The organism is Kitasatospora sp. NPDC101176, from assembly GCF_044768035.1.
Taxonomy (GTDB): Bacteria; Actinomycetota; Actinomycetes; order Streptomycetales; family Streptomycetaceae; genus Kitasatospora.
Genome location: NZ_JBIWPA010000006.1, coordinates 60,392 through 84,356 on the forward strand (window position 1 = coordinate 60,392; position 23,965 = coordinate 84,356).

Annotated in this window: 26 protein-coding genes and 2 tRNA genes; 17 read left to right on the plus strand and 11 right to left on the minus strand. The window is 71.2% G+C overall.

Annotated features, from left to right (window positions below):
• Positions 1-67: 67 nt before the first annotated feature.
• From ACIRS1_RS11845 to ACIRS1_RS11885, 9 genes are all read right to left on the minus strand, one after another.
• Positions 68-238, minus strand: a complete 171-nt coding sequence (locus ACIRS1_RS11845) for a hypothetical protein (protein ID WP_402838703.1) — start codon at positions 236-238, stop codon at positions 68-70.
• Positions 239-333: 95 nt separating this feature from the next.
• Entirely contained in the window at positions 334-489 is a 156-nt protein-coding gene (locus ACIRS1_RS11850) for a hypothetical protein (protein ID WP_402838705.1), read from the minus strand.
• A gap of 168 nt (positions 490-657) precedes the next feature.
• Positions 658-1,332, minus strand: coding sequence for a hypothetical protein (locus ACIRS1_RS11855; RefSeq protein ID WP_402838707.1), 675 nt, complete (start codon positions 1,330-1,332; stop codon positions 658-660).
• On the minus strand, positions 1,332-1,763 hold the full coding sequence (locus tag ACIRS1_RS11860) for a hypothetical protein (RefSeq protein ID WP_402838709.1): 432 nt from the start codon (positions 1,761-1,763) through the stop codon (positions 1,332-1,334). Before ACIRS1_RS11860 ends, ACIRS1_RS11855 begins: the two co-directional genes overlap by 1 nt.
• Before the next feature lie 15 nt (positions 1,764-1,778).
• Complete coding sequence (locus ACIRS1_RS11865; protein ID WP_402838711.1) at positions 1,779-2,513, minus strand: hypothetical protein; 735 nt, start codon at positions 2,511-2,513, stop codon at positions 1,779-1,781.
• A 139-nt stretch (positions 2,514-2,652) separates the two neighbouring features.
• Positions 2,653-2,817, minus strand: coding sequence for a hypothetical protein (locus tag ACIRS1_RS11870; RefSeq protein WP_402838713.1), 165 nt, complete (start codon positions 2,815-2,817; stop codon positions 2,653-2,655).
• Entirely contained in the window at positions 2,817-3,062 is a 246-nt protein-coding gene (locus ACIRS1_RS11875; RefSeq protein WP_402838715.1) for a hypothetical protein, read from the minus strand. Before ACIRS1_RS11875 ends, ACIRS1_RS11870 begins: the two co-directional genes overlap by 1 nt.
• 97 nt (positions 3,063-3,159) lie before the next feature.
• A complete protein-coding gene (locus ACIRS1_RS11880; protein WP_402838717.1) occupies positions 3,160-4,185 on the minus strand; it encodes a DUF2637 domain-containing protein in 1,026 nt (341 codons plus the stop codon).
• Positions 4,186-4,267: 82 nt separating this feature from the next.
• Positions 4,268-4,561, minus strand: a complete 294-nt coding sequence (locus tag ACIRS1_RS11885) for a hypothetical protein (RefSeq protein WP_402838719.1) — start codon at positions 4,559-4,561, stop codon at positions 4,268-4,270.
• Between the two features lie 497 nt (positions 4,562-5,058).
• On the opposite strand from ACIRS1_RS11885, the gene ACIRS1_RS11890 reads away from it, so the two are divergent.
• The 3 genes from ACIRS1_RS11890 to ACIRS1_RS11900 all read left to right on the plus strand — a co-directional run bounded on the left by ACIRS1_RS11890 (position 5,059) and on the right by ACIRS1_RS11900 (position 7,854).
• Positions 5,059-5,907 carry a GntR family transcriptional regulator gene (locus ACIRS1_RS11890; RefSeq protein ID WP_402838720.1) on the plus strand — a complete coding sequence of 283 codons (849 nt, stop codon included), beginning with the start codon at positions 5,059-5,061 and terminating at the stop codon, positions 5,905-5,907.
• On the plus strand, positions 5,904-6,605 hold the full coding sequence (locus ACIRS1_RS11895) for an HAD family hydrolase (protein WP_402838722.1): 702 nt from the start codon (positions 5,904-5,906) through the stop codon (positions 6,603-6,605). Before ACIRS1_RS11890 ends, ACIRS1_RS11895 begins: the two co-directional genes overlap by 4 nt.
• 778 nt (positions 6,606-7,383) lie before the next feature.
• Positions 7,384-7,854: a hypothetical protein gene (locus ACIRS1_RS11900; RefSeq protein WP_402838724.1), complete on the plus strand. Its 471-nt coding sequence runs from the start codon at positions 7,384-7,386 to the stop codon at positions 7,852-7,854.
• 54 nt (positions 7,855-7,908) lie between these two features.
• Here ACIRS1_RS11900 and ACIRS1_RS11905 read toward each other — a convergent pair whose 3' ends face one another.
• Positions 7,909-8,466 (minus strand): hypothetical protein, encoded by a 558-nt coding sequence (locus tag ACIRS1_RS11905; RefSeq protein WP_402838726.1) that lies wholly within the window; start codon positions 8,464-8,466, stop codon positions 7,909-7,911.
• 253 nt (positions 8,467-8,719) lie between these two features.
• On the opposite strand from ACIRS1_RS11905, the gene ACIRS1_RS11910 reads away from it, so the two are divergent.
• The 7 genes from ACIRS1_RS11910 (at position 8,720) to ACIRS1_RS11940 (ending at position 18,203) form a co-directional block, all read left to right on the plus strand.
• The gene (locus ACIRS1_RS11910) at positions 8,720-9,412 is read left to right on the plus strand and encodes a hypothetical protein (protein WP_402838728.1); all 693 of its coding nucleotides are present in this window, start codon (positions 8,720-8,722) and stop codon (positions 9,410-9,412) included.
• 852 nt (positions 9,413-10,264) lie between these two features.
• Positions 10,265-10,354: a K(+)-transporting ATPase subunit F gene (gene kdpF, locus ACIRS1_RS11915; protein ID WP_097237446.1), complete on the plus strand. Its 90-nt coding sequence runs from the start codon at positions 10,265-10,267 to the stop codon at positions 10,352-10,354.
• Between the two features lies 1 nt (position 10,355).
• Positions 10,356-12,020 (plus strand): potassium-transporting ATPase subunit KdpA, encoded by a 1,665-nt coding sequence (kdpA, locus tag ACIRS1_RS11920; protein ID WP_402838730.1) that lies wholly within the window; start codon positions 10,356-10,358, stop codon positions 12,018-12,020.
• Positions 12,020-14,143 (plus strand): potassium-transporting ATPase subunit KdpB, encoded by a 2,124-nt coding sequence (gene kdpB / locus ACIRS1_RS11925; RefSeq protein ID WP_402838732.1) that lies wholly within the window; start codon positions 12,020-12,022, stop codon positions 14,141-14,143. Before kdpA ends, kdpB begins: the two co-directional genes overlap by 1 nt.
• 17 nt (positions 14,144-14,160) lie before the next feature.
• Entirely contained in the window at positions 14,161-14,796 is a 636-nt protein-coding gene (kdpC, locus tag ACIRS1_RS11930; RefSeq protein ID WP_402838734.1) for a potassium-transporting ATPase subunit KdpC, read from the plus strand.
• Positions 14,797-14,992: 196 nt separating this feature from the next.
• A complete protein-coding gene (locus ACIRS1_RS11935; protein WP_402838736.1) occupies positions 14,993-17,536 on the plus strand; it encodes an ATP-binding protein in 2,544 nt (847 codons plus the stop codon).
• Entirely contained in the window at positions 17,529-18,203 is a 675-nt protein-coding gene (locus ACIRS1_RS11940; protein ID WP_402838738.1) for a response regulator, read from the plus strand. Before ACIRS1_RS11935 ends, ACIRS1_RS11940 begins: the two co-directional genes overlap by 8 nt.
• A 358-nt stretch (positions 18,204-18,561) precedes the next feature.
• Here ACIRS1_RS11940 and ACIRS1_RS11945 read toward each other — a convergent pair whose 3' ends face one another.
• Complete coding sequence (locus tag ACIRS1_RS11945; RefSeq protein ID WP_402838740.1) at positions 18,562-19,833, minus strand: hydrolase; 1,272 nt, start codon at positions 19,831-19,833, stop codon at positions 18,562-18,564.
• A gap of 268 nt (positions 19,834-20,101) precedes the next feature.
• On the opposite strand from ACIRS1_RS11945, the gene ACIRS1_RS11950 reads away from it, so the two are divergent.
• The 7 genes from ACIRS1_RS11950 to ACIRS1_RS11980 all read left to right on the plus strand — a co-directional run bounded on the left by ACIRS1_RS11950 (position 20,102) and on the right by ACIRS1_RS11980 (position 23,954).
• Positions 20,102-20,174, plus strand: a tRNA-Thr gene (locus ACIRS1_RS11950).
• 43 nt (positions 20,175-20,217) lie between these two features.
• A tRNA-Met gene (locus tag ACIRS1_RS11955) sits at positions 20,218-20,290 on the plus strand.
• Between the two features lie 83 nt (positions 20,291-20,373).
• On the plus strand, positions 20,374-20,538 hold the full coding sequence (gene rpmG, locus ACIRS1_RS11960) for a 50S ribosomal protein L33 (protein ID WP_006604855.1): 165 nt from the start codon (positions 20,374-20,376) through the stop codon (positions 20,536-20,538).
• Positions 20,539-20,657: 119 nt separating this feature from the next.
• Positions 20,658-21,116: a MaoC family dehydratase N-terminal domain-containing protein gene (locus ACIRS1_RS11965; protein ID WP_360209208.1), complete on the plus strand. Its 459-nt coding sequence runs from the start codon at positions 20,658-20,660 to the stop codon at positions 21,114-21,116.
• Between the two features lie 5 nt (positions 21,117-21,121).
• Positions 21,122-21,544, plus strand: a complete 423-nt coding sequence (locus tag ACIRS1_RS11970; protein WP_360209206.1) for a MaoC family dehydratase — start codon at positions 21,122-21,124, stop codon at positions 21,542-21,544.
• A 117-nt stretch (positions 21,545-21,661) separates the two neighbouring features.
• Entirely contained in the window at positions 21,662-22,288 is a 627-nt protein-coding gene (locus ACIRS1_RS11975) for a TetR/AcrR family transcriptional regulator (RefSeq protein WP_402838743.1), read from the plus strand.
• A 97-nt stretch (positions 22,289-22,385) separates the two neighbouring features.
• The gene (locus tag ACIRS1_RS11980; protein ID WP_402838745.1) at positions 22,386-23,954 is read left to right on the plus strand and encodes an MFS transporter; all 1,569 of its coding nucleotides are present in this window, start codon (positions 22,386-22,388) and stop codon (positions 23,952-23,954) included.
• Positions 23,955-23,965 lie beyond the last annotated feature (11 nt).

Genomic DNA, 23,965 nt, shown 5'->3' on the forward strand with positions numbered 1-23,965 from the left:
GGCCCCGCAGCAACCGCATGTCACCCGGCAAGGTCGGCGGTTGCTGCGGGGCTTCGTGCTGTGCCGGTCAGTCGTCCTCGGGGCCGCAGAGGCAGTTCTCGGGGGCGGCGCCCTGGCCGATCTGGCACGCGCAGTAGATGAAGCCGAGCGGCGTTTCGACGGGCTCGCCGCCGGTGCAGTGGTCGCACTCGCCCGGCGTCCAGTCGGCGACGTCGTGGCCGTCGTGGGAGTCGTACACGGTGGTGCCTTTCGCTGGGAATCCCGACGGGGCTGCCGTCATGAGGCCGCGTCCGTCGGGCTGTTGGGGGACAGGGCCTTGGGGACGGGAGAGGGTCAGCTGAAGACGCTGAGATTGGTGTGCATCGGGCGGTCGATGCAGTCCTCGGCCCAGCACTGGTGGGTCCAGCAGGTGCGGCGGTCGTCGGGGTGCATGCCGGCGTCCTCAGCGGCGTCGTCCGCGGCGAGGGCAGCGGCGAGGTTCTGGTCCATGGCGCTCTCCTTCTGGTGATCGACTTCCCCTCCCGGCGGGTGCCGGCTGGAGGAGGTAGGGAGGTAGGTAGGGGTTGGTAGGGAGGGCGGTAGGGCTGCGCTGACCTGCGGTTCCTACCGCCCTACCGCCGCTCGTGAAGGGCAGCGGGAGGGTGCGGGGGAGCGGGGTCAGGCGGCGTCCTGGACGACCGCGGGGACGGTGCCGGGGGCTGCCTCAGGGAGGGCGTCCACGGCCACCGCGAGGCGGTTGCGCTGGCGGCCGTTGAAGGTGAGCTTCTTGCCGTCCACCAGGGCCACTCCCAGTCCCGCCAGATGGGCCCTCAGATCGGGCACCTGCCAGCCCTCGAAGAGGCCCCTCGCCTGTCCCTCTTCGAGGACGTGGGAGAGGTGGGCGGCGGTGCCCTGGTCGGACATCTGGGCGACGTACCGGATCAGGGCGTACAGGTCGGCGTCGGCGGGTGCGTCCTGGAGCTCGTCGGCCTGGTCGGCATCGGGCTCTCCACCGCATGCGGCCCGGTCGCCGGCCTTCGCCTTCCTCGCCTTGTCGGCGGCGGCCTTCGCGCGCCTCTCCGCGTCGGCCTTCGCGAGTTCGGCGGCGGCCTCGGTGTTGCCGACCACGACGGCCACGACCACCCAGAGGACGAGCAGGACGGTGATCGTGGTCGGCGCGTACCGGGCGACGGGGCGGGCCAGGACGGGGGAGAAGAACAGGCCCAGGCCGAGCGCTCCCCCAACCTGCTGGCGGGTGATTGAGATGTGGGGCCGTAGGGTCCGGATGATCAGGCGGTTGCCCAGGCCGAGCGCGGTGACCGACACACCCGCGAGGTACTGGCGGGGCTTCATCAGGCCCCCACCAGACTCTTGATGACGGAGCCGATCACCGTCAGCGGCAGTGCCCAGATCCCGCCGGCGGCGGCGTAGACGGACGGCACGGTCGCGCCGAGCACCGAGTCCTTGACCGGAGTCGGCTTGGTGCCGAACAGGACCAGGGTCAGGATCGCGGCGACCGCGCCGGCACCGACGTTGCCGAAGGCGTTCTGCGTGGTGAAGGCGTGGGTCAGGCTCTCGCCGACCGTGCCCGGCGCGGAGAAGGCCTGACCGGCCCCGGCGGCGAAGATCCCGAAGACGATCATGAGCCAGGCGGTGTGTTCGTCCTTGTGCTTCTTGGCGAGCTTGCCCTGCTTGTCGGCCTTGCGGCTGCCGAGGATGATCCACACGGCGATGGCCAGGCAGAGGCCACCCGAGCCGAACGAGCCGAGCAGCTGGGAGTCCATGGTGATCTCCTGTGGTCAGTGGTGGGAGGTGGAGAGGAGGGTGATCAAGGGAGCCAGGCCGAGGGCGCCGACCAGGGCGGAGGCGAACGGCACCCGCACGAGGATCAAGACGGTGAGACCGGGGAAGCCGCGGACCTCGGAGACCCGGACGTGGCCCCAGCCGCGCATGCGCAGGTCGATGAGCCAGGCACCGGCCGCGGCGATCGCGGCAACGGTTAGGGGCATGTGGGCGGCCAGCTGGACGGCGCCCATCTGGTAGCCGAGCACCGCGGAGGTGGCGGTGAGGATGCACCAGCGGCGGAACCGGCGGGCGCGCTCGGACTGGGGCTGACGCCACAGCACGGAGGCCCGGCGCTCCTGGACGCGCTGCTCGGCACGGTGGCGGTCCTCGCGTTCGTCGGGGGTTTCCCCCTGTTGCCGGTAGTGCTCCTCGCGGTCCCTGCGGGCGCGTTCGGCCTGTTCCTCGGGCGTCTGGCTGATCAGCAGGCGGAGGCTCTCGGCCACGGTCCGCAGGTCGTACCGCTCCTGGTCGGCCTTGGGGGTGGTCTCGGGGTGGTCCTGGTCGCCGTCCTCGACGGCCTGGTCCTCGACCTCGTCGGCGGGGCCGGTCGGCTCGGTCTTGCGGAGGTCGATGGGTTCGGGCGACGGAGCGGGAGCCGGCTGGCTCCACGGGCCGCCCTTGCTCCACCACTTGGCGCCGGGAGGGCCGCCGACAGTCGGTGGGGCAGTGGGGGGAGGGGGGACGGTCACCGGTTCTCCTCCCGGCGGAGGAGCCACACGGTGACGCCGGCACCGACCGCGAGGATCGGGTAGAGCAGGCCCAGGAGCCAGTCCATGGTCAGTTCTCCAGGTAGGGGCCCGGCCAGGGGAGGCCGGGCCCAGGGGAGGGTCAGGTGGAGCGCGGGGCGGTGAAGTGCCAGTTCGTGATGGAGCGGCTGGTGGGGAGCGCGTCGATCGCGGCGTTTCCGGCACGGTCTGCCTTGCGGACGGCCTTCGCCCTGCGCTGCTGGCGGGACTGGGGCTGGGGGGACTGCTTCTTGCCGAAGCCGAGCATCAGGTGGCCTCCCCGATCCGGCCGACCAGCACGAACGGCTCGCCGTCCAGCTCGCAGATCGCGTGGAACTCGGCGGCGTATCGGCCGTCGGCGGAGGCGTCGGTGACCGTCAGGCGGTGGCACCAGTCCTCCCGGGGCAGGCCGCTGACCTCATCGATCGTCAGGGGCTCGGCCAGGCGGTAGGTGACGCCCCCGTGGTCGAGGCGAGCGGTGCCCAGACCGGGCACGTTGCGGATCGGCTTCACCGGGCACCGCCCGTCCTGCCAGCCTGGACGGTCGGCAGGTGGTCGGCGCCGACGGTGGTGACGTGGTCAGCGGCGGTGGCGCGGGTCTCGACGGCGGTCACGATGCCTGCTCCTCGGTGGGTCGAGTGGTGGGCCCGTCGCCGCGGGCGGGCACGGCGTGCAGGGCAGGGCGCTCGGCGGCGCGCAGTTCCTGGTAGCGGTTGGCGATCCAGCCGGCGGACCAGCCGGTCAGCTCGGCCGCCCGGCGCTGCGGGATGCGGGCCACGACGCAGTTCTGGACCGTGAGGCGGGCCTGCTCCTCGGGCAGGCGCTCGTCCACGGCCGGCGCGGAGAGGAGCTTTTGGCGGAGCCGCTCGATGTCCTGCTCGACGGTCCGCTCACGCTCGCGCTCACGGCGCTCGCGCTCGCTCGCCTCGCGCTCAAGGCGCTCGCGGTCGGCCCGCTCGGCGTCCTGCCGGCGCTGCCGTTCGTCGCGGTCGGCGGCCTCCCGGCGGGCCTGCTCGGTCCGCTCCTCACGGGCCAGCCGCTCCTCGTGCTCACGCTGCTTGTCGGCCATCCGCTCGTCGTGCTCACGGCGTTCACGCTCGGCCCTGTCGGCCCGCTCGTACTCGGCGATCCGGTCCGCACGCTCGCGCTGCCGACGCTCCTCCTGGCTGCGTTCACGCTCGGCCCGCTCATCGCGCTCACGAGCCGCTCGCGCGGCCAGTGCGGCAGCGATCGCCCGCCGGTACGCGAGGGAGGTCTCCGCCGTGACGATCAGCAGCAGCGGCGCCACCGCGTGGACCGCCACCCCGACCGCGTCGTGCTCCAGGGCGGACTGACCCACGTTGAGCAGCACCGTCATGGCGCCGGTCATCCAGCGCAGCACCACCGGCCACCGGCCGCCGTCGCCGTCGAGTCGGGCGAGCGTGCTGTCCATCCGGACCACGATCACCACCGCCGCGTCCACGACCAGCGGCAGGATCGGCGCCGTCCACCGCCACCCCTCGGGGGTGTGTCCGGACATCAGCGGCGTCACCGTGAGCATGCTGTAGAGGACGGCGCCCAGCGTGATCGTCCAGGTGCCCACGGTCAACGCCTTCTCGGCCGAGCGGATCTGTTCCAGGTTCGTCGACGCCCTCACCGCGACCACCACCCGGCGCCCAGCGGGCGCGTGATGAGCGACGAGTGAGCGGCCGTGAGCGCCGTGAGCGCGCGGCCCGTCATCACGCGGCCACCCGTCCGGCGTGGGCGGTGCGGCGGATCATCGCGGGCCGCCGCAGCGGCACCGGCGCCTTGCTCAGCAGCCGCGCGGCGTAGGCGGCCAGCACCGGGTCCTCCCGGCGCAGGTCCGCCAGGATGCCGTCGGCGGCGTCCATGCGGGCGAACCGCTCGGCGTCGTCCTCACTGGGCACCCCGGTGAACAGCCGGGTGGACTCCGAGTCCGCGGTGAAGCCGAGCGCCAACTCGGCGAACTCGTCCTCGTTCAAGGCCTTCTGGCCTGCAACAATCGTCCTCACGGGGCTACCTCCTCTCTCGTAGGGGGTGGGCCTGAGGGCTGCCGCGCGTTCCTTGGCCGGGGGCGCGGCGGCCCATCTCATGCGGGCCCAGCTACTCGTGGTGCACGAGTAGCCATCGCCACGGCCCAACCGCGAGCGGAGGGGCCGGGCCAAAGTCACTCGTTCACAGCTCGGGCCCCACCCGCCGAAGCGGAGCAGGGCCCGAGGTGCCGTCCTCTTGGGGAGCGCGCTCCCGTTCAGGCGTGGACGGCTTGCCCTCCGGACTGCCAAGGCGCCGGGTACCTCGGCCCGATCTGTCCCGGGCCCCTTCGCCCTGGGCGCGGCGGAAGCCGGCCGTTCGCGGGCGCATTCGTGCAGGTCAGAGCAGCCCAAAGAAGGCCCCTCCGTGTCACCCCTGTCTCACTCGGTGCGACACGCACAACATAGGCAACCTGCTTAGGCAGGTCAAGAGAGTTGGGTTTCTCGCGCCTGTTGGGCACCTCCCCTAGCATTGGTCCATGGCCCTGGACCCGGATGACTCGCGCCCCCCGTATCGGCAGGTCAGCAGCTCTCTGCGGGCCTCGATCCTCACGAAGAAGCCCGGCTTCGAGACCGGCGACAAGCTGCCCTCCGGCCCCGAGCTGGCGAAGCACTTCGGCGTGGCGCGCGGCACGGTGGACAAGGCGCTCGACCTGCTCCGGACTGAGGGACTGATCGTGACCCGGCAGGGGAGCGGTTCCTTTGTGCGGGAGCGCACCTCGCGCCCGGTCGGGCTGCGGCCACATCTGGAGGCCGCCTTCGAGCAGCAGCAGGTGACTCTCGACTTCGCCGGCTTCTCCAGCGAGACGCTGCACAACGCGCTGCAGGAACCGCTCGACAAGGTCCGCTCCGGGCGGCTGGCGCCGGAGTCCATCACGGTCCGCCTGCTGCTGCCGGACACCACGGCGCCCATGGCGGTGCCCGTTCTGGTCGACGGGCTCCAGGACGAAGCCGCCCTTCGGCAGCGCGCCCGCAACATCGCCCTGACGAACGCCGGCGGGATCGCGCACTCGGTGGAGATGCTGGCCGAGCTCGGTCTGGTCCAGAAGGCGAGCGTCCAGGTCAAGGTGCACCGGGCGTCCAGCCTGTTCAAGCTGTACATCCTGAACCGGTCGGAGGCGTTCTTCGGCTTCTACCCGCTCCGCGAGCGCACCGTGGCGATCGACGACACCGCCCACACCTTCTACGACGTCACCGGTAAGGACACCACCCTGTTCCACCACGCCGCCGGCCCGGACGACGCCTCGCTCGGCTCGCAGTACGTCCAGCAGGCCCAGATGTGGTTCGACAGCGTGTGGAGCACGATCGCCTACGAGCGGCAGCCATGATCGCCACCCCTCAGCAACTCGCCGACGTGCTGCGGCCGGTGAAGCACGTCCTCCTCGACTTCGACGGCCCGGTGTGCTCGGTCTTCGCTGGCCTGCCCGCTCCGGAGGTCGCGCGTCGACTCCTTGAGGGCCTGCTCGTCGCCGGCGAGCAGGCCCCAGTCGGGGCGGAGGAGGAGAGCGACCCGCTCGCCCTGCTCCGGCTGGTCGCGGACGCCCGAACTGACCTCACGGCGAGCACGGATGCCGCGCTCGCCGTTCTGGAGACCGAAGCCGTCCGGGTCGCCCAACCGACCCCCGGCGGAGAATCGGTTCTTCGCGCCTGCGCCCGCTCCGGCCGCCTGGTTTCCGTGGTCAGCAACAACGCGGGCGCGGCCATCGGGGCCTACCTCGCCGAACACGGCCTCAGTGACTACGTGGCCGGTGTCTTCGGGCGCGTCCCAGGTGATCCCTCATCCATGAAGCCGAGCCCGCGCCTCCTGCTCGAAGCGATGGAGGCCGCGGGCACCAGGTCGGAGCACTGCATCTTTATCGGCGACGCGGCCCGCGACGTCGAGGCTGGGAAGGCTGCTGGCGTGCCGACGATCGGCTACGCCAACAAGCCGGGGAAAAGCGCCAAGCTGGCCGCCGCTGGCGCCGTGGTGATTGTGGACTCGATGGAGCGAGTCGCAGATGCTCTTCCTGGTGTAGTGACGGGCTAGGCGGCGAGCTGCGGGACATTCGGATGTGACTGACATCACTTTCTTGTGTGCCATAGATGCCTCGAACGACACGCCGAAGCCCTGTAAGGCCCATAGGGCGAGCGATCTGCAGCCTCGGAAGCAGATCACATCACCACACTCTGCACTTTTACTAGGCGGGTTAATCGAAGTTGTTTTTAAAGATTCAGTGGTCGCTCCGCCCGTCCATGAACCCGCGCACCAGCGGCAGTGCGCGACGCTAGGCTTCTCACAGTCAGGTCCCCGAAGCTCCCCTCGTTTCGGGCTCAACCGGGCCCGTATTGCACCCCCGTTGGGGTAGCGCCCGGCGGGGTCGAGTAGGAGGGGTCCTGGCATGGCACGTAGGTCACGAAGGCCGAGCAAGCGGATGAACAGTCCCGAATGGTGGCTGGTCTTCATCAGTGGGCTCGGAGTCATGGTCACGATTGCCGAGCATGTGGGGAGGTTCATCCGCTAGGTATGAGCCGAGGACGGACGGCAGCGGCGTGGGTAGCAGTAGGCCCGGCCGGTGGGAAGTCGGCCGGGCCTACTTAACCCGCGTTGAGGGCCCGGTTCTGGTTGCAGCCAGGGCCGGGCCCGCCTGTGCGCGGAAGCTCTCACTGTGTCGGACGGTCCGACAAGGTTCCCGTCGAATGCAGTCTGGCGCTCCTGCCCAACAAAGACAACTTCTCCAGCGAAAGTTGTTTATGGGAGAGCCTAAGCCCAGGATTGCCGCCCTGAGCACTGTTGCGGGGTGGGTGCCGTCGGTAGGTTCTGGGTGATGATTACTCAGATCGTCACGCTGGTGGGCGTCCTGCTGGGCGCGCTCACCTCGTTCGTCGCCACGGGGTGGGCGGAGCGAACCAAGCACCGGCGGGTGATGGCCGCACGGTGGGACGAGCGGAAGCTCGACACCTACGTGCAGTACGCGACCTGCGTGAAGGAGATCGACTCGGTCGCCAAGCGGGCCAGGCAGGCCGAGGCGGGGTCGACGGAGCGGGCGGAGTTCCTGGCGACGATGGAGCAGGTGGAGATCCAGCGGTCCGCGCTCTTCGAGACGCTGGTCCTGCTCGCGAGTCCGGGTGCGGTGGAGGCGGCGAAGGCGGTGAACGTCGCGCTGTGGGAGTCCGAGGTCGCGGCCCGCGAGCACACCGGGGCGTCGAACGGGCCCGTCCTGGTCGAGTTGCTCAACGCCTACCACTCGCAGGCCCGGCTAGACCTTGGGGTCGGTGACCCGGTCGTCGGGGCGTGAGTACCAGCCCGGCCTTCCAGGTGGCGCGCGGGAGTGGATTGGTTGGGGTCGCTACTAACCTTGCGTGAACCCTGGATCTTCGCCGCCGAGCGCCCTTCGAGCCTTAGCGATAAAGTCACGCAACTCGGTGACCTCTTCCCCGTGTCGGGACCGCTGCTCGTCATCAAGGAGGGACGCAAGCGACTGCGTCGCGCCCGGGTGGGCTTCAGCCGCGGCCTCAAGCGCACGGTAGGAGCGCACCGCAGCGGTGTTGAGGTCTCGGGCTGCATCGCTCACCTCGGGAGGGCCTTCGAGTCGAACATATTCCGCTTCGCGATCAAGGGCCTCAAGCGTTTCGAAGTAGTTCTTCCAGATCTCTGGCCAGGGCTCGGATGAGGGCGGAACGGCAAGCCGACAGGTGTGCCCTGCCGCCTGCACCCTTTTCATGGCAGCCATCAGTCGGATGTATGCCTCGCGACGTTCAAGGCGATGTGCGGAGCGGCGCTCATCTCTGGCGCTCATCTGCTGAGCAAGACGCTCTTGGCGGCCCTTCAGAACTCCGAACAGCCCTGTGAACCCCACTCCACCGAGTGCGGATGCTGCTGAGATGACTGCCCCCCAGTTGTCCGTCACGTAGACAGTGAAGCAGCTAGACCCGCCGGGGCGGGAGGATATGCATGCGGCGGTCCCGGGCTGCTGGGCTCTGCTTCAGTGAGCTGATCCGGATCAGGGGCGGGCCAGATCCGGTGTGAGGGCAAGATTCGCCTGGTCAGAACAGTCCTGGTTGGTGGTCTGAGGTTTTTTGCTGAGTTCGGCCATGGGGGCGAGCCAGGAGCTAGCCTCTCCAGGGGTTGATGGATCGGGGAGCGGTCGCGAGACTGCGCGCGTGATCCAACATCTCGTGCAGGCTTCCGGCGGCTCTGATAGGTCGCTGTGGGCTCAGATCTGGCCAGCGATTCCGATCGCGGCCATCGTGACCCTGGTAGTGACCCCGTTCACTGCAGCGCTGGTGGCGCGCCGCCAAGAGCTGGGGAAGGCCCGGGCAGCAGCGGAGGTCGACATCAGGTCGGCTGTGAGGTCGATCCGGTCCGTGATCATTCACGTTGACGCTGTGAGTGGCATGACGGTGGGGCTCTCCGGACCAGCGCCAGAGCTGACCGCCGATCGCATCCACGAGTTCGCTGAGGATGTCGTGAATGCTGCTCTCAGTCTCTCAAAGGGGAAGCAAGAGAAGGTGAGGGACCTGCTCGTTCCTCTTGTGGGTGAGGGTGGTGTTCGGATGGCTGAGGAACTTGGGCTGGCCCATGCCCAGTTCCGCAACGAAGACCCACACGCCATTGCCAGCCGTTCGCGTGCCGGCTGGGTGGTGCGGAACCTGATACCGGCCCAGCTCGGCTTCCGCACTGGCTCGCTGCTACTCCTTGCCGGTGCGCCGAACAAGGCCCTTCCCGAGGCCGCCGCTCATCGGGCGCGAGCGTTGCGGGAGCTCGACGCCCTGGTGGCCGAGCTCAAGGCGCCGGTCGGTCTGCACGGACGGCGGAGCCTTGAGTGGCACGCTGAGCGGGCGACGTCTCAGTAGATGCTCCATCATGATCCGGACCAGGGGCGGACCAGATCCGGTCTGTGATCAAGGTCTCGCAGGTCAGAACGCCCCTGGTCAGCGGCCTGTAAATCTGTCGCGCAAGCTACGCAGGTTCGAACCCTGCACCAGCCACCGGATGGAGAACGGCCCCCGATCTGCGGAGACGCGGATCGGGGGCCGTTGTCGTTTTCGCGTCGCGGCGCCGGGGGTGCACTTGTTGCGCATTGCTTGCAATTACTGGCAGCTGGCAGCAGAGTGGGGTCCGAGGGTGGGCCGGGCCGTTCAGCGTGAGTGCGGTGTCCCGGGTGCGCGGGTGCGCGCCGGGGGTCCTTCGCAAGAGCTGGTCGTCTTCCCAACCGGCGCCCGCCGGGACAGCGGCCCCCCACCCCCGTCCGGCGCCGCACGGCCGTCAGGAGCGTGTCAGGAGCGCCCGTCGCCGCGTCAGGGGCACGAAGCCGTGACCGACCACGCACCGCGCCCGCGCACCGGTGCGGTGGTCCGCCGGCCGCGGACGGCCGCGGGTGCCGACGTGACCGGCTGACGCGCAGCTCAAAGGCCCCGGAGGGTGTTCGCCCTCCGGGGCCGTTCGCCGTCCGGGGCCGTTCGCGTCAAGGTCCCGTCAACGTCCCGCCCTCACCCGTATGGAGGGCGTCAGGGCCTCCGTGACACGCCCCCGGCGGCTGCTTGGCTGCATCTGCCGGCCTTCCGCCGGCGCCGCGCCGGGCCCCGGCCCGTTCGCGGCAGTCTCTCGAACCACGCTGGTGGAGCCATGTCCGATCTCATCTACGTCGGTGTCACGGTCGCCGTGTTCGCCGTCATCGCCCTGATCGCGCGGGGGGTGGAGAAGCTGTGAGCGCCGAGAACATCGCAGGTCTGATCGTGGCCGTCGCGCTGGTCGGCTATCTCGTCGTCGCGCTGATCTACCCGGAGAAGTTCTGACATGAGCTCCACTCTCGCGGGCTGGCTGCAGGCCCTCGCCCTCGTCGGCGCGCTGGCCCTGTGCTACCGCCCCCTGGGCGACTACATCGCCCGCATCCTGACCACCTCCAAGCACCTGAGATTCGAACGCGGCATCTACAAGGTGATCGGCGTCGACGGGGACGCCGATCAGCGCTGGCCGGTGTACCTGCGCTCGGTGCTGGCCTTCTCGGCCGTCTCCGTCCTCTTCCTGTACGGCCTGATCCGCCTGCAGGGCCACCTGCTGCTGAACCTGGGCGTCCAGCAGATGGAGGGCCACCAGGCCTGGAACACCGCGATCTCGTTCGTCACCAACACCAACTGGCAGTCCTACAGCGGCGAGTCCGCGATGGGCCACCTGGTGCAGATGGCGGGCCTGGCGGTGCAGAACTTCGTCTCCGCGGCCGTGGGCATCGCCATCGTGGCGGCGCTGATCCGCGGGTTCACCCGCAACAGGACCGACCGGCTGGGCAACTTCTGGGTCGACCTGGTCCGGATCAACCTGCGGCTGCTGCTGCCGGTCGCGTTCGTCTTCGCGCTCGTCCTGGTCGCGAACGGTGTGATCCAGAACTTCCACGGCTTCCACGAGGTGACCAGCCTCGCGGGCGACGTGCAGAGGATCCCGGGCGGTCCGGTGGCCTCGCAGGAGGTCATCAAGGAGCTGGGTACCAACGGCGGCGGCTTCTTCAACGCCAACTCGGCGCACCCGTTCGAGAACCCGACCGGGTTCACGAACTGGCTGGAGATCTTCCTGATCCTGCTGATTCCGTTCGCGCTGCCCCGGACGTTCGGCCGGATGGTGGGCGACAACCGCCAGGGCTACGCGATCGCCGCGGTGATGGGGATCTTCTGGGTGGCTTCGGCGGCCCTGATCACCTTCGCGGAGTCGCAGCACTCCGGTAGCGCCCTGCAGGCGGCCGGTGCCGCGATGGAGGGCAAGGAGCAGCGGTTCGGCATCGCGGCCTCGGGCCTGTTCGCGGCGTCGACGACGCTGACCTCGACCGGTGCGGTGAACTCCTTCCACGACTCGTTCACGCCGTTCGGCGGCGGGATCACGATCTTCAACATGATGCTGGGCGAGATCGCGCCCGGCGGTGTGGGTTCCGGTCTGTACGGGATGCTGATCCTGGCGGTCGTCGCGGTGTTCGTGGCGGGTCTGATGGTCGGGCGCACCCCGGAGTACCTGGGCAAGAAGCTCGGCGGCCGGGAGATGAAGTTCGCCTCGCTGTACATCCTCACCACGCCGACGATCGTGCTGGTCGGTACGGGTGTGGCGATGGCGCTGCCGGGTGAGCGGGGAGGGATGCTCAACTCGGGCGCCCACGGCTTCTCCGAGGTGCTGTACGCCTTCACCTCCGCGAGCAACAACAACGGCTCGGCGTTCGGGGGCATCACCGTCAACACCGACTGGTACGACACCGCGCTCGGCCTGTGCATGGTGTTCGGCCGGTTCCTGCCGATGGTGTTCGTGCTGGCGCTGGCGGGCTCGCTCGCCCGGCAGCAGCCGGTTCCGGCCACTCCGGGCACCCTGCCCACCCACAAGCCGCTGTTCGTGGGCCTGCTGTCGGGCGTCGTCCTGATCGTCGTCGGCCTCACCTACTTCCCGGCCCTGGCTCTCGGGCCGATCGCGGAAGGTCTCTCCTCCTGATGTCCACTCCCACGCTCACCCCCGCACCGGCCGACCGGACCGACCGGGCCGAGTCCGCCGCGCCGCACAGAGTGTCCGGCGGCCTCCTCGACCCGAAGCTGATCGTCGCCTCGCTGCCGGACGCGGTGAAGAAGCTCGACCCCCGGGTGATGGTCAAGAACCCGGTGATGTTCGTGGTCGAGGTCGGCTCGGTGGTCACCACCGTCTCCGCGATCGCCAGCCCGTCCGTGTTCGCCTGGGTCATCACCCTGTGGCTCTGGCTGACCACCGTGTTCGCCAACCTGGCGGAGGCCGTCGCCGAGGGCCGCGGCAAGGCCCAGGCCGACACCCTGCGCAAGACCAAGACCGAGAGCGTCGCCCGACGGCTCACCGACTGGCCCGCCTCGCAGGCCGAGGAGGAGGTCCCCGGGACGGCCCTGCGGCTGGGCGATCACGTGGTGGTCGAGGCCGGGCAGGTCATCCCCGGTGACGGCGACGTCGTCGAGGGCGTCGCGTCCGTCGACGAGTCGGCGATCACCGGTGAGTCCGCGCCGGTCATCCGCGAGTCCGGCGGCGACCGCAGCGCCGTCACCGGCGGCACCAAGGTGCTGTCGGACCGGATCGTGGTGCGGATCGCCGCGGAGCCCGGCAAGTCCTTCATCGACCGGATGATCGCCCTGGTCGAGGGCGCCGCCCGGCAGAAGACGCCCAACGAGATCGCGCTGAACATCCTGCTGGCCTCGCTGACCGTCGTCTTCCTGGTCGCGGTCGTCACGCTCCAGCCGATGGCCACCTACGCGGGCGCTCCGCAGTCGATGATCGTCCTGGTCGCCCTGATCGTGGCGCTCATCCCGACCACCATCGGCGCGCTGCTCTCCGCGATCGGCATCGCCGGCATGGACCGCCTGGTGCAGCGCAACGTGCTGGCCATGTCGGGGCGCGCCGTCGAGGCCGCCGGTGACGTCAACACCCTGCTGCTGGACAAGACCGGCACCATCACGCTGGGCAACCGCCAGGCCGCCGAGTTCCTCGCGGTGAACGGCGTCTCCACCGACGAACTGGCGAGCGCGGCGCAGCTGTCCTCGCTGGCGGACGAGACGCCGGAGGGCCGCTCGATCGTGGTCCTCGCCAAGACCGAGTACGGTCTGCGGGCCCGTGCCCAGGGCGAGCTGACGCACGCCACCTGGGTGCCGTTCACCGCCCAGACCCGCATGTCGGGCGTCGACCTGGACGAGGCCGACGGTGTCCACCAGGTCCGCAAGGGCGCGGCCGCAGCCGTGTCCGCCTGGGTCGCCGACAACGGCGGCCGGGTCACCGACGAGGTCTCCACCCTGGTCGACGGCATCTCCGCCGCCGGTGGCACCCCGCTGGTCGTCGCGACGAAGGCTGGCGGCGAGCCCGCCCGCGTGCTGGGGGTCATCCACCTCAAGGACGTGGTCAAGGAGGGCATGCGGGAGCGCTTCGACGAGCTGCGCCGGATGGGCATCAAGACCGTCATGATCACCGGGGACAACCCGCTGACCGCCAAGGCGATCGCGGAGGAGGCGGGCGTGGACGACTTCCTCGCCGAGGCCACCCCCGAGGACAAGATGGCCCTGATCAAGAAGGAGCAGGAGGGCGGCAAGCTGGTCGCGATGACCGGCGACGGCACCAACGACGCCCCCGCGCTCGCCCAGGCCGACGTCGGCGTCGCGATGAACACCGGGACCATGGCGGCCAAGGAGGCCGGCAACATGGTCGACCTCGACTCCAACCCGACCAAGCTGATCGAGATCGTCGAGATCGGCAAGCAGCTGCTGATCACCCGCGGTGCGCTGACCACCTTCTCCATCGCCAACGACGTGGCCAAGTACTTCGCGATCATCCCCGCGATGTTCGCCGGGGTCTACCCGGGCCTGAGCCACCTCAACATCATGGGCCTGCACAGCCCCCAGTCCGCGATCACCTCGGCGATCGTCTTCAACGCCCTGGTCATCGTCGGCCTTATCCCGCTCGCCCTGCGCGGGGTGAAGTACCGCCCCTCCGACGCCAGTTCGCTGCTGCGCCGCAACATCGGGATCTACGGGCTCGGCGGTCTGGTGGTGCCGTTCGTCGGCATCAAGCTGATCGACCTGATCGTCCAGTTCATCCCCGGCCTCAACTGAGAGAGGAGTCCACCGCGATGTCCAAGCCCCTGCCCGCCGCCGTGCGGACCCACTTCACCGCCCTGCGCGTGCTCCTGGTGCTCACCGTGATCCTCGGAGTCGCCTACCCGCTGCTGGTCACCGGCATCTCCCAGGTCGCCTTCAGCGAGAAGGCGAACGGCTCGATCGTGAAGGCCGACGGCACGGAGATCGGGTCCAGCCTGATCGGCCAGAACTTCAACCTGCCGAAGAAGAACCCGGACGACCCGAAGGAGGAGGCCCAGCCGGACCCGAAGTGGTTCCAGCCCCGGCCCTCCGCCGCCGGAGCGGGCTACGACGCCTCCGCTTCCGGTGCCTCCAACCAGGGCCCGAACAGCGAGGACCTGCTGAAGGCCGTCCAGGACCGCCGCGCCGCCGTCGCCGCCTTCGACGGCGTGGACCCGGCGAGCGTGCCGGCCGACGCGCTGACCGCCTCCGGCTCCGGCCTCGACCCGCAGATCTCGGTGGCCTACGCCAGGGAGCAGGTCAACCGGGTCGCCAAGGCCCGCAACCTGCCGGTCGACAGGCTGAACCGGCTCGTCGACACGTACACCGAGAGCCGCTCGCTCGGCTTCCTCGGCCAGGACGGCGTCAACGTCGTCCTGCTCAACAAGGCTCTCAGCGAGCAGAAGTGACACATCGTCACGGAATCGAGTGACCGGGCCGGCCCGGGCGCGGGAGAACGGCTCCCGCGCCCGGGCCGGTCGCACGCGTCCCCGCCCGCGTCCCCGTCCGCGTCCCCGTCCGCTTCCCCGGACGGGACCAGACCGGCCTCCGCTCCCGACGGAAGGCACGCCCGGCCTTCCCTCCCGATGGAAAGAAGCAGCGCCCATGCCCCGCGACCTCACCCCCGGCACCGGCATCCGCGGTGGCCGGCTGAGGGTGTACCTCGGATCCGCGCCGGGGGTCGGCAAGACCTACCGGATGCTGGACGAGGCCCGGCGCAGACGCGAGCGCGGGGCCGACGTCGTGGTCGGGTACGTCGAGTGCCACGGGCGGTGCCACACCGAGGGCATGCTGGCCGGTCTGGAGGTGCTGCCCCGGGCCCGGCGCACCTACCGCGAGGCCGGGTTCGAGGAGATGGACCTCGACGCCGTGCTCGCCCGCCGCCCCGCCGTCGTGCTGGTCGACGAGCTGGCGCACACCAACATCCCCGGCGGCCGGAACGCCAAGCGCTGGCAGGACGTCGAGGAGATCCTGGCGGCCGGGATCGACGTCATCACCACCGTCAACGTCCAGCACCTGGAGTCGCTGAACGACGTCGTCCAGAAGATCACCGGCATCCCGCAGCGCGAGACCGTCCCGGACGAGGTGGTCCGCCGGGCCGACCAGATCGAACTCGTCGACATGGCCCCGCAGGCCCTGCGTCGGCGGATGGCCCACGGCAACGTCTACAAGGCCGAGAAGGTGGACGCCGCGCTCTCCAACTACTTCCGGGTCGGCAACCTCACCGCCCTGCGCGAACTCGCCCTGCTCTGGGTCGCCGGGCGGGTCGACGAGGGCCTGCGCGACTACCGTGCCACCCACAACATCGACCGGGTCTGGGAGACCCGGGAGCGCGTCGTGGTCGCCCTCACCGGCGGCCCCGAGGGCGAGACCCTGATCCGCCGCGCCGCCCGGATCGCCGACCGCACCGCCGGGGGCGAGCTGCTCGCCGTCCACGTCACCAGGAGCGACGGCCTGGCCGGCGCCTCCTCCGGTGCGCTCGCCCAGCAGCGGCAACTGGTGGAGACCCTCGGCGGCGGCTACCACGTGGTCGTCGGCGACGACATCCCCACCGCGCTGCTGGCCTTCGCCCGCGCCCACGACGCCACCCAGCTGGTGCTCGGCACCAGCCGCCGCGGCCGGGTCAACCGCTTCCTCACCGGCCCCGGCATCGGGGAGACCACCGTGGACGCCTCCGAGGACATCGACGTCCACATGGTCACCCACGCGTTCACCGGCCGCGGCCGGCTGCCCTCGCTCGGCCGCCGCCACTCCCGCCGCCGCACCGTCGCCGGCTACGCCGCCGGGTTCGCGCTGCCCTGGCTGCTGACCGCCGTGCTCTCCCAGGCGCACGAGAGCATCAACCTCACCACCGACGCGCTGATCTTCCAGCTCGGCGTGGTCATCGTCGCGCTGCTGGGCGGTGCCACCTCCGCCCTGCTGGCCGCGGTCACCGCCTCGCTGCTGCTCAACTACTACTTCATCCCGCCCATCCACACCCTGACCATCGGCGAGACCAACAACATCGTCGCCCTGGTGGTCTTCGCGGCCGTCGCCCTCGCCGTCTCCACCGTCGTCGACCACGCCGGCCGGCTCACCAGCAGGGCCGCCCGCGCCACCGCCGAGGCCGAGACCCTCTCCACCCTGGCCGGCAGCGTGCTGCGCGGCGCCGACGCGCTGCCCGCCCTGCTGGAGAAGTCCCGGACGGCCTTCGGCATGCGGACGGTCGCCCTGCTCTCCCGGGCCGACGGCGAGGTGATCGCGCACTCCGGGGCCGGGCAGCCGGACGAGGACGGCGCCCCCGCCGAGACCACCGAGGTCCCGGTGGCCACGGACGCCCTGCTGGTCCTCACCGGCCGCCGGCTGCCCGCCGCCGACCAGCGGGTGCTGACCGCCTTCGCCGCCCACGCCGCCGCCGCCCTGGAACGCGAGCGGCTCGCCGTGGTCGCCGCCGAGGTCGAGCCGATCAAGGCCGCCGACCGGATGCGCACCGCCCTGCTCGCCGCCGTCAGCCACGACCTGCGCACCCCGCTCGCCGCCGCCCTCGCCTCGGTCGGCTCGCTGCGCAGCCCCGACGTCGAGTTCTCGCCCGAGGACCAGGCCGAACTCCTCGCCACCGCCGACGAATCACTGGTCAAACTCACCCGTCTGGTGGACAACCTGCTCGACATGAGCCGCCTCCAGGCCGGCGCCCTCACCCTGCACCTCACCGGGATCCACGTCGACGAGGTCCTGCCCCGGGCGCTCGACAGCCTCGCCGACCCGTACGCGCCGGTCCAGCCGCTCGACCTGGAGACCGCCCCGCCGGTGCTCGCCGACCCACCCCTGCTGGAACGCGTCCTCGCCAACGTCATCACCAACGCGCTGCGCCACAACGCCCCCGGCGCACCCGTCCTGGTGACCGCCAGCCACCACGCCGACCAGGTGGAGATCCGGGTGATCGACCGCGGCCCCGGCATCGCGCCCGAGGACCGCGACCGGGTCTTCCTGCCCTTCCAGCGCCTCGGCGACACCGACAACACCACCGGCGTCGGCCTCGGCCTGGCCCTCTCCCGCGGCCTCGCCGAGGCCATGGGCGGCAGCCTGGAGGTCGAGGACACCCCCGGTGGCGGCACCACCATGCTGCTCACCCTGCCCGTCGCGACCGCGGAGGAGCCCGTCCATGAGTGAGATCCTGGTCGTCGACGACGAGCCGGCGCTGCTGCGCACCCTGCGGATCAACCTCAGCGCCCGGCGGTACGCCGTCCGCACCGCGGCCAGCGGGGGCGAGGCGCTGGACCGCGCCGCGCACCGCGCCCCGGACGCCGTGCTGCTCGACCTCGGCCTGCCGGACCTCGACGGCATGGACGTGCTGCGCGGCCTGCGCACCCGCAGCGCGGCGCCGATCATCGTGCTCTCCGGCCGGTCCGGCGCCGCCGACAAGGTGGGCGCCCTGGACGCGGGCGCCGACGACTACCTGACCAAGCCGTTCCTGATGGACGAGCTGCTGGCCCGGCTGCGGGCGGTGCTGCGCCGGCCGCCGGTCGGCGCCCCAACGGGCCGGCCGGTGATCGGCGACCACACCGTCGACCTCACCGCCACCACGGTGACCGGCCCGCGCGGCCCGGTGCGGCTCACCCCGACCGAGTGGCGGATCCTCGCCCTGCTGGTGACCAACCCCGGCCGGCTGGTGCCCGGGCGGCAGATCCTGCGCGAGGTGTGGGGGCCGGCCCAGGAGGGGCGCGGCAACTACCTGCGGGTCTACCTGGCCGGGCTGCGCCGCAAACTGGAGCGCGATCCGGCCCGGCCGCGGCACCTGATCACCGAGCCGGGGATCGGCTACCGGTACGAGCCCTGAGCCCTGAGCCGGGAGCCGCGAGCTCTGAGCCCTGAGCCGGGCCGGGGCTGAGCCGGGAGCCCCGGGCCGGTCCGGTCCCGTCGCGTCAACGGCCCGTCAAGAGCGTTCCCGCGGGCGACAGGGGGGCGTCAAGGCCGGTCGGGGGCGGTGCTCCGTGGGCGTAGTGTCGGTGTCGACCGAGCGGGACCGGCTCCTATGTGGGGGAGGCCCGGGACCGCTCCAGCCGCCCGTCGAACGGCGGCCAGTAGTGGGGGAGGGGCGCGCAGCCAAGGCTGCGCGCCCCTTGGGCTTCCCCGGCTGCCCGGCCGCGGGGCCGCCGCCGGGCGGGATCCGGCCGACGGGATCCGCGGGACGGGCGCTAACCCCCGCCGGTGCTCCCCGACTGCCGGGGCAGCGCCAGCGCCACGGTGTCCGCGAACTCCCGTACCGCGCTGGTCCGGCTGACCACCCGTCCGCTGTGCACCACCAGCCGGCTGTGGCCGCCCGCGAGCGCCCCCGCCAGACTGTCCCCGCGCACCGCCAGCAGCTCCGCCGGGAACCCGGCGTCCACCCGGACCAGCGGCAGCCCCAGCGCGCTGCGGGCCTGGTTGGCCACCGCGTCGTACGCCGCGTCGGCGTCCAGCTCCCCGCTCGCCGCCAGCAGGTAGGCCGCCTCCAGCGGATCCGCCCGGCCGACCGGGTTGGACGGGTCCCGCAGCGCGCCGCTGCCCGCCGCCAGCGGCACCCGGGCCTCCACCAACTCCCGCAGCAGTCCGGGGCGCAGACCCGACGAGCGGCCCTCCAGTCCGGTGCAGCCGCCGTTCTGCGGCAGGCACACCACCCGCACCCCGCTGGTGGCCAGCGCCGCGGCGGCGCCCCGGGCCAGCGCCCCGCACGGTCCGAGCGTCACCCGGGGCCGCAGCGGGGCCAGCGCACCCGCCAGCCTGGCGAGTCGTGCGTGGTCCGCGGCCGTGGTGTGCAGGTCCACCGGGCAGTCCGCCTCCCGGGCGGCGTCCAGCAGCACCTGGACGTACCCGGCCGGGTCCGGGTCCAGTTCGGGGCAGCCGCCGGCCGCGGTGGCGCCGAGTTTGAGCGCGTCGCGCAGCTGCGCCCGGCCGTCCGCGCCGGCCCGCCCGGTGAGCAGCCGGGGCATCGCCACCGCCTGGAGCTCGGCCAGGCCGCGCAGCGCCTGCCGCGCGGTGAGCACCGCCTCCAGCCGGCGCAGCCCGTGCACGTCGCCGATCCGGACGTGGGTGCGCTGGGCGGTGGCGCCGTAGCCGAGCGAGGTGAGCGCGGCCTCGGTGACCCTGCGGGTGAGGTCGGCGGGGGTGTCCGGAGGCGGGGCGGGCAGGGCGGCGGAGAAGGCGGTGTCGTAGTGGGCGTGCGCCTCGGCGGGGGCCGGCAGCAGCAGGTAGCCGGTGAGGTCGATCCGGGCGCCGGTGGTCACGGTGGGGGCGCCTGGCAGTGCGGGCAGCGGGCCGAGGCTGCCGACCGTGCCGACGGCCTGGATCCGGTCCCCGCTGATCCGGACGTCCACCACCCGGCCGTCCGCGAGCCGGGCGCCCGTGAGCAGGAGGACGGGGCCGTGCCCGAGCGGGTTGGCCGCAGGGCCGGGGCCGGAGTGCGGCCCGTCGGCGGCTGAGCTGTCCATCGCCGGCTCCTTCCCGCCCTGGCCCGTCCGGTCGGCCGGACCGTGCTGGTCCCGGGCCGTCCCGGTCAATGAGGGTCGAGCCTATGGCGCGAGGGCGCGGGGCGCCGGGAGGCGGGCAATAGTCGTATCGGGTCGGGCCGTGCGGCTCCGGGGCCGATCGAACGCGGGGCCTTGGATCGTTCGTCCGTGCACCTCGCCGACCTGCGGACTTCGCGTCGGGATACGGATTTCACCTCTGGGCGCGAAACGTGTAATCTCTTCCTCGTTCGCCCCTATAGCTCAGTCGGTAGAGCGTCTCCATGGTAAGGAGAAGGTCTGCGGTTCGATTCCGCATGGGGGCTCTGGTGAGAAGCAGTCAGCCTCGGCTGTGCTGCGGATCACCGTGGCGGTGTAGCTCAGTTGGTAGAGCAAGCGGCTCATAATCGCTGTGTCACCGGTTCAAGTCCGGTCACCGCTACCCCGCGTAGTCGGTCGGGAGATCGCACTCCCGGTCGGCTACTCTTGTTGTGTTCTTATTCGTTGTCCAAGGAAGGCACTCCCGTGGCTGCCACCGACGTCCGCCCGAAGATCACGCTGGCCTGCGTGGAGTGCAAGGAGCGGAACTACATCACCAAGAAGAACCGGCGTAACGACCCGGACCGTCTTGAGATGAAGAAGCACTGCCCCCGCTGCAACTCGCACACCGCGCACCGCGAGACCCGCTGACCCTCACGCAGGGCATCATCGGGCCTGTGTGAATTCAGGTCTTGAACTCCGGGCCGCATCCCTCCAGGGGGGTGCGGCCCGGAGCTTTTTCGTATCCACCCGCTTTTCGAGGAGCTGCCATGGCGCTCGACCCCTCCTTCATCGGGCGGACCTACCCGCCCACCGAGCCGTACGAGGTGGGCCGGGAGAAGATCCGCGAGTTCGCGATCGCGATCGGTGACGCCAACCCGGCGTTCACCGATCCGGCGGCGGCGAAGGCGCTGGGCCACTCGGACGTGATCGCCCCGCCGACCTTCCCGTTCGTGATCACCTACCGGGCGGCCTCCCAGGTGGTCGAGGACCCGGAGCTGGGCCTGGACTACAGCCGGGTGGTGCACGGGGACCAGAAGTTCGCCTACACCCGCCCGATCCTGGCGGGCGACCGGCTGACGGTCGCGGTGACCATCGACAACATCAAGTCGCTGGCGGGCAACGACGTGCTCACCGTGCGTGGCGAGGTGTCGGACGCGATCGGCGAGCACGTGGTGACGTCGGTCATGACGCTGGTGGCCCGGGCCGCCGACGAGGCGGGGGAGTGAGCACGATGGCGATCAGCTACGACGAGGTCGAGGTCGGCACCCAGCTGCCGGCGCAGTCCTTCCCGGTGACCCGCGACACCCTGGTGCGCTACGCGGGCGCCTCCGGGGACTTCAACCCGATCCACTGGAACGAGAGGTTCGCGCTGGAGGTCGGCCTGCCGGACGTCATCGCGCACGGCATGTTCACCATGGCCGAGGCGATCCGGGTGGTCACCGACTGGGTCGGCGACCCGGCCGCGGTGGTCGAGTACGGCGTCCGCTTCGTCCGTCCGGTCCCGGTGCCGAACGACGGGGTCGGCGCGGTGGTCGAGGTGTCGGCCAAGGTCGCCAAGCTGCTGGAGGGCCGCCGGGTGCAGGTCGACCTGCTGGCCACCACGGGCGGGCAGAAGGTCCTCGGGATGTCGAAGGCCGTCGTCCAGCTCGGCTGAGGCCGGGGCGCGGCACGGCCGCCCCCGTCCCGTCCGCCGCGACGGGGCCCGGTCGACGGGTTCCCGCCGCGGCCGGGGGCCTTGCCTGGATAGTGATTGGCCACTAACTTGGATCCCATGGCGAGGGCGAGCATGCGGATGAGTGCGGAGGAGCGGCGCGAGAGCGTCGTCCGTGCCGCGATGATCGAGTTCGCCAGGAGCGGCTACCGGGGGACGTCCACCGAGACGATCGCCCGCCGGGTGGGCGTCTCGCAGCCGTACCTGTTCCGGCTGTTCCCGGGCAAGCAGGCGATCTTCAAGGCCGCCGCCGACCGCTGCATCGAGGAGACCTGGCAGGTCTTCGACGAGGCGTCGGCCGGGTTGACCGGCGAGGCGGCCGGCGAGGCGATGTCCCGCGCGTACCTGGGGCTGGTCGAGGACCGCGAGCAGCTCATGATGCAGATGCAGCTCTACGTCTCGGTGTTCGCCGGTGACACCGCGGACGAGGACGAGATCGGCGAGGCCGCCCGGAAGGGCTGGCTGGACCTGTTCGACCGGATCAGGATCCGGCTGGGCGGCGACACCGACGAGGCGACCGCCTTCATGGCCTACGGCATGCTGATCAACACCCTGGTGGCGCTGGGGTTCCCGCGGGAGCACCGGATCTGGGACGGCTTCGGGCGGGGTGACGAGGAACACGCCGAGAAGTCGGACGAGGGGCCCGAGGGGCGGGTCGAGGACCCGGCCGGGGAGCAGACCGAGTAGGACGCCGGGTGTCGGCCGTGCGGCGGAGTCGGTGCGGCCCTCTTTCGGCCCGCAGAAGTTATTGATCAATAACTATCCAGAGTGAACTGGGGGAGTCATGTCGGAGAAAACGGAGGCGCCGGGCCTGGGCAGGCTCGGTGTCTGGACCCTGGTGATCACCAGCGTGGCGGGCTTCATGGCCAGCCTGGACAACCTGGTCGTCACCACCGCACTGCCCTCCATCCGGGAGGACCTCGGCGGCGGCCTGTCCGACCTGGAGTGGACGGTCAGCGCCTACACCCTGGCCTTCGCGGTCCTGCTGATGTTCGGTGCCGCGCTCGGCGACCGGTTCGGCCGGCGCCGGATCTTCCTGATCGGGCTCACGCTCTTCACGGTCGGCTCCGCCGCGGCAGCGCTGTCGCCGGGCATCGGCGCGCTCATCGCCGCCCGCGCCGTCCAGGGTGCCGGGGCCGCCGTCTCGATGCCGCTCACCCTCACGCTGCTCACCAACGCGGTGCCCGCGGCCAAGCGGGGCCTGGCCTTCGGCATCTGGGCGGGCGTCAACGGCCTCGCCATCGCCACCGGGCCGCTGGTCGGCGGCATGCTCACCGAGCACTTCTCCTGGCAGTGGATCTTCTGGGTGAACGTCCCGGTCGGCCTCGTCCTGGTGCCGCTCTCCGCCGTCAAGCTCCGGGAGAGCCGCGGCGCCAGCCCGGCGCTGGACGTGGCCGGCACCCTCCTGGTCAGCCTCGGCCTGTTCGGCGTCATCCTGGGCCTGATCCGCGGCAACCCGGACGGCTGGACCAGCCCGCTGGTGCTGCTCTCGCTGGTCGCCGGCGCCCTGCTGCTGGCCGCCTTCGTCCTGTTCGAGCAGCGGTGGGCGAAGCACCCGATGCTGCCGATGCGGCTGTTCCGCAGCCGGGCCTTCTCCGCGGTCAACGCCTCGGGCCTGCTGATGTTCCTCGGGATGTTCGGCTCGATCTTCCTGATCAGCCAGCACCTGCAGACCGTCGGCGGCTACAGCCCGCAGGAGGCCGGCATCCGGATGCTCCCGTGGACCGGCATGCCGCTGTTCGTCGCCCCGATCGCGGGCATCCTGGCCGACCGCTTCGGCGGTCGCCCGATCGTGGTCGCCGGGCTGCTCCTGCAGGGCCTCGGCCTGGCGCTGTACGCGGCGATCAACGGGGCCTCGACGGGCTACGACTACGCCTCCGAGATCCCCGCCGTGGTGATCTGCGGCATCGGCATGTCGCTCTACTTCGCACCGACCGCCGCCCTGATCATGGACAGCGTCGCCCCGGAGGAGCAGGGCATCGCCTCCGGCGCCAACAACGCGCTGCGCGAGGTCGGCGGCGCGCTCGGGGTGGCCGTCCTCTCGGCGGTGTTCTCCGCACAGGGCGGCTACACCTCGGAGCAGTCCTTCATCGACGGCCTGGTGCCCGCGCTGTACGTCGGCGCGGGGGTGGTCGTGCTCGGGGCGCTGTGCGCGATGCTCCTCCCGGGCAAGGTGAAGGCCGCCGCCTCCGCGGTGCCCGCCGGGGAGAACACCGCGGACACGAAGGCCGAGGCGGACGCGAAGCCCGAGCGGGCCGAGCAGACCGGGACCGCGAAGACCGCGAAGGCCGGCGAGCCCGCGGACGCCGGGGCCGCCGACCGGCCCGTCCCGGCCGAGGCCGCCCACGGCTGAGCACCGGGTCC

What these genes read in the sequence shown, in the direction of transcription:
- ACIRS1_RS11945 (WP_402838740.1), bottom strand. Translation starts at nt 19,833, where the DNA reads ATGGACAGCTCAGCCGCCGACGGGCCGCACTCCGGCCCCGGCCCTGCG.
- ACIRS1_RS11900 (WP_402838724.1), top strand. Translation starts at nt 7,384, where the DNA reads ATGATTACTCAGATCGTCACGCTGGTGGGCGTCCTGCTGGGCGCGCTC.
- ACIRS1_RS11860 (WP_402838709.1), bottom strand. Translation starts at nt 1,763, where the DNA reads ATGGACTCCCAGCTGCTCGGCTCGTTCGGCTCGGGTGGCCTCTGCCTG.
- kdpC (WP_402838734.1), top strand. Translation starts at nt 14,161, where the DNA reads ATGTCCAAGCCCCTGCCCGCCGCCGTGCGGACCCACTTCACCGCCCTG.
- ACIRS1_RS11940 (WP_402838738.1), top strand. Translation starts at nt 17,529, where the DNA reads ATGAGTGAGATCCTGGTCGTCGACGACGAGCCGGCGCTGCTGCGCACC.
- ACIRS1_RS11890 (WP_402838720.1), top strand. Translation starts at nt 5,059, where the DNA reads ATGGCCCTGGACCCGGATGACTCGCGCCCCCCGTATCGGCAGGTCAGC.
- ACIRS1_RS11895 (WP_402838722.1), top strand. Translation starts at nt 5,904, where the DNA reads ATGATCGCCACCCCTCAGCAACTCGCCGACGTGCTGCGGCCGGTGAAG.
- ACIRS1_RS11855 (WP_402838707.1), bottom strand. Translation starts at nt 1,332, where the DNA reads ATGAAGCCCCGCCAGTACCTCGCGGGTGTGTCGGTCACCGCGCTCGGC.
- ACIRS1_RS11935 (WP_402838736.1), top strand. Translation starts at nt 14,993, where the DNA reads ATGCCCCGCGACCTCACCCCCGGCACCGGCATCCGCGGTGGCCGGCTG.
- ACIRS1_RS11975 (WP_402838743.1), top strand. Translation starts at nt 21,662, where the DNA reads ATGGCGAGGGCGAGCATGCGGATGAGTGCGGAGGAGCGGCGCGAGAGC.
- ACIRS1_RS11850 (WP_402838705.1), bottom strand. Translation starts at nt 489, where the DNA reads ATGGACCAGAACCTCGCCGCTGCCCTCGCCGCGGACGACGCCGCTGAG.
- ACIRS1_RS11870 (WP_402838713.1), bottom strand. Translation starts at nt 2,817, where the DNA reads ATGCTCGGCTTCGGCAAGAAGCAGTCCCCCCAGCCCCAGTCCCGCCAG.
- ACIRS1_RS11965 (WP_360209208.1), top strand. Translation starts at nt 20,658, where the DNA reads ATGGCGCTCGACCCCTCCTTCATCGGGCGGACCTACCCGCCCACCGAG.
- ACIRS1_RS11970 (WP_360209206.1), top strand. Translation starts at nt 21,122, where the DNA reads ATGGCGATCAGCTACGACGAGGTCGAGGTCGGCACCCAGCTGCCGGCG.
- ACIRS1_RS11980 (WP_402838745.1), top strand. Translation starts at nt 22,386, where the DNA reads ATGTCGGAGAAAACGGAGGCGCCGGGCCTGGGCAGGCTCGGTGTCTGG.
- kdpB (WP_402838732.1), top strand. Translation starts at nt 12,020, where the DNA reads ATGTCCACTCCCACGCTCACCCCCGCACCGGCCGACCGGACCGACCGG.
- kdpA (WP_402838730.1), top strand. Translation starts at nt 10,356, where the DNA reads ATGAGCTCCACTCTCGCGGGCTGGCTGCAGGCCCTCGCCCTCGTCGGC.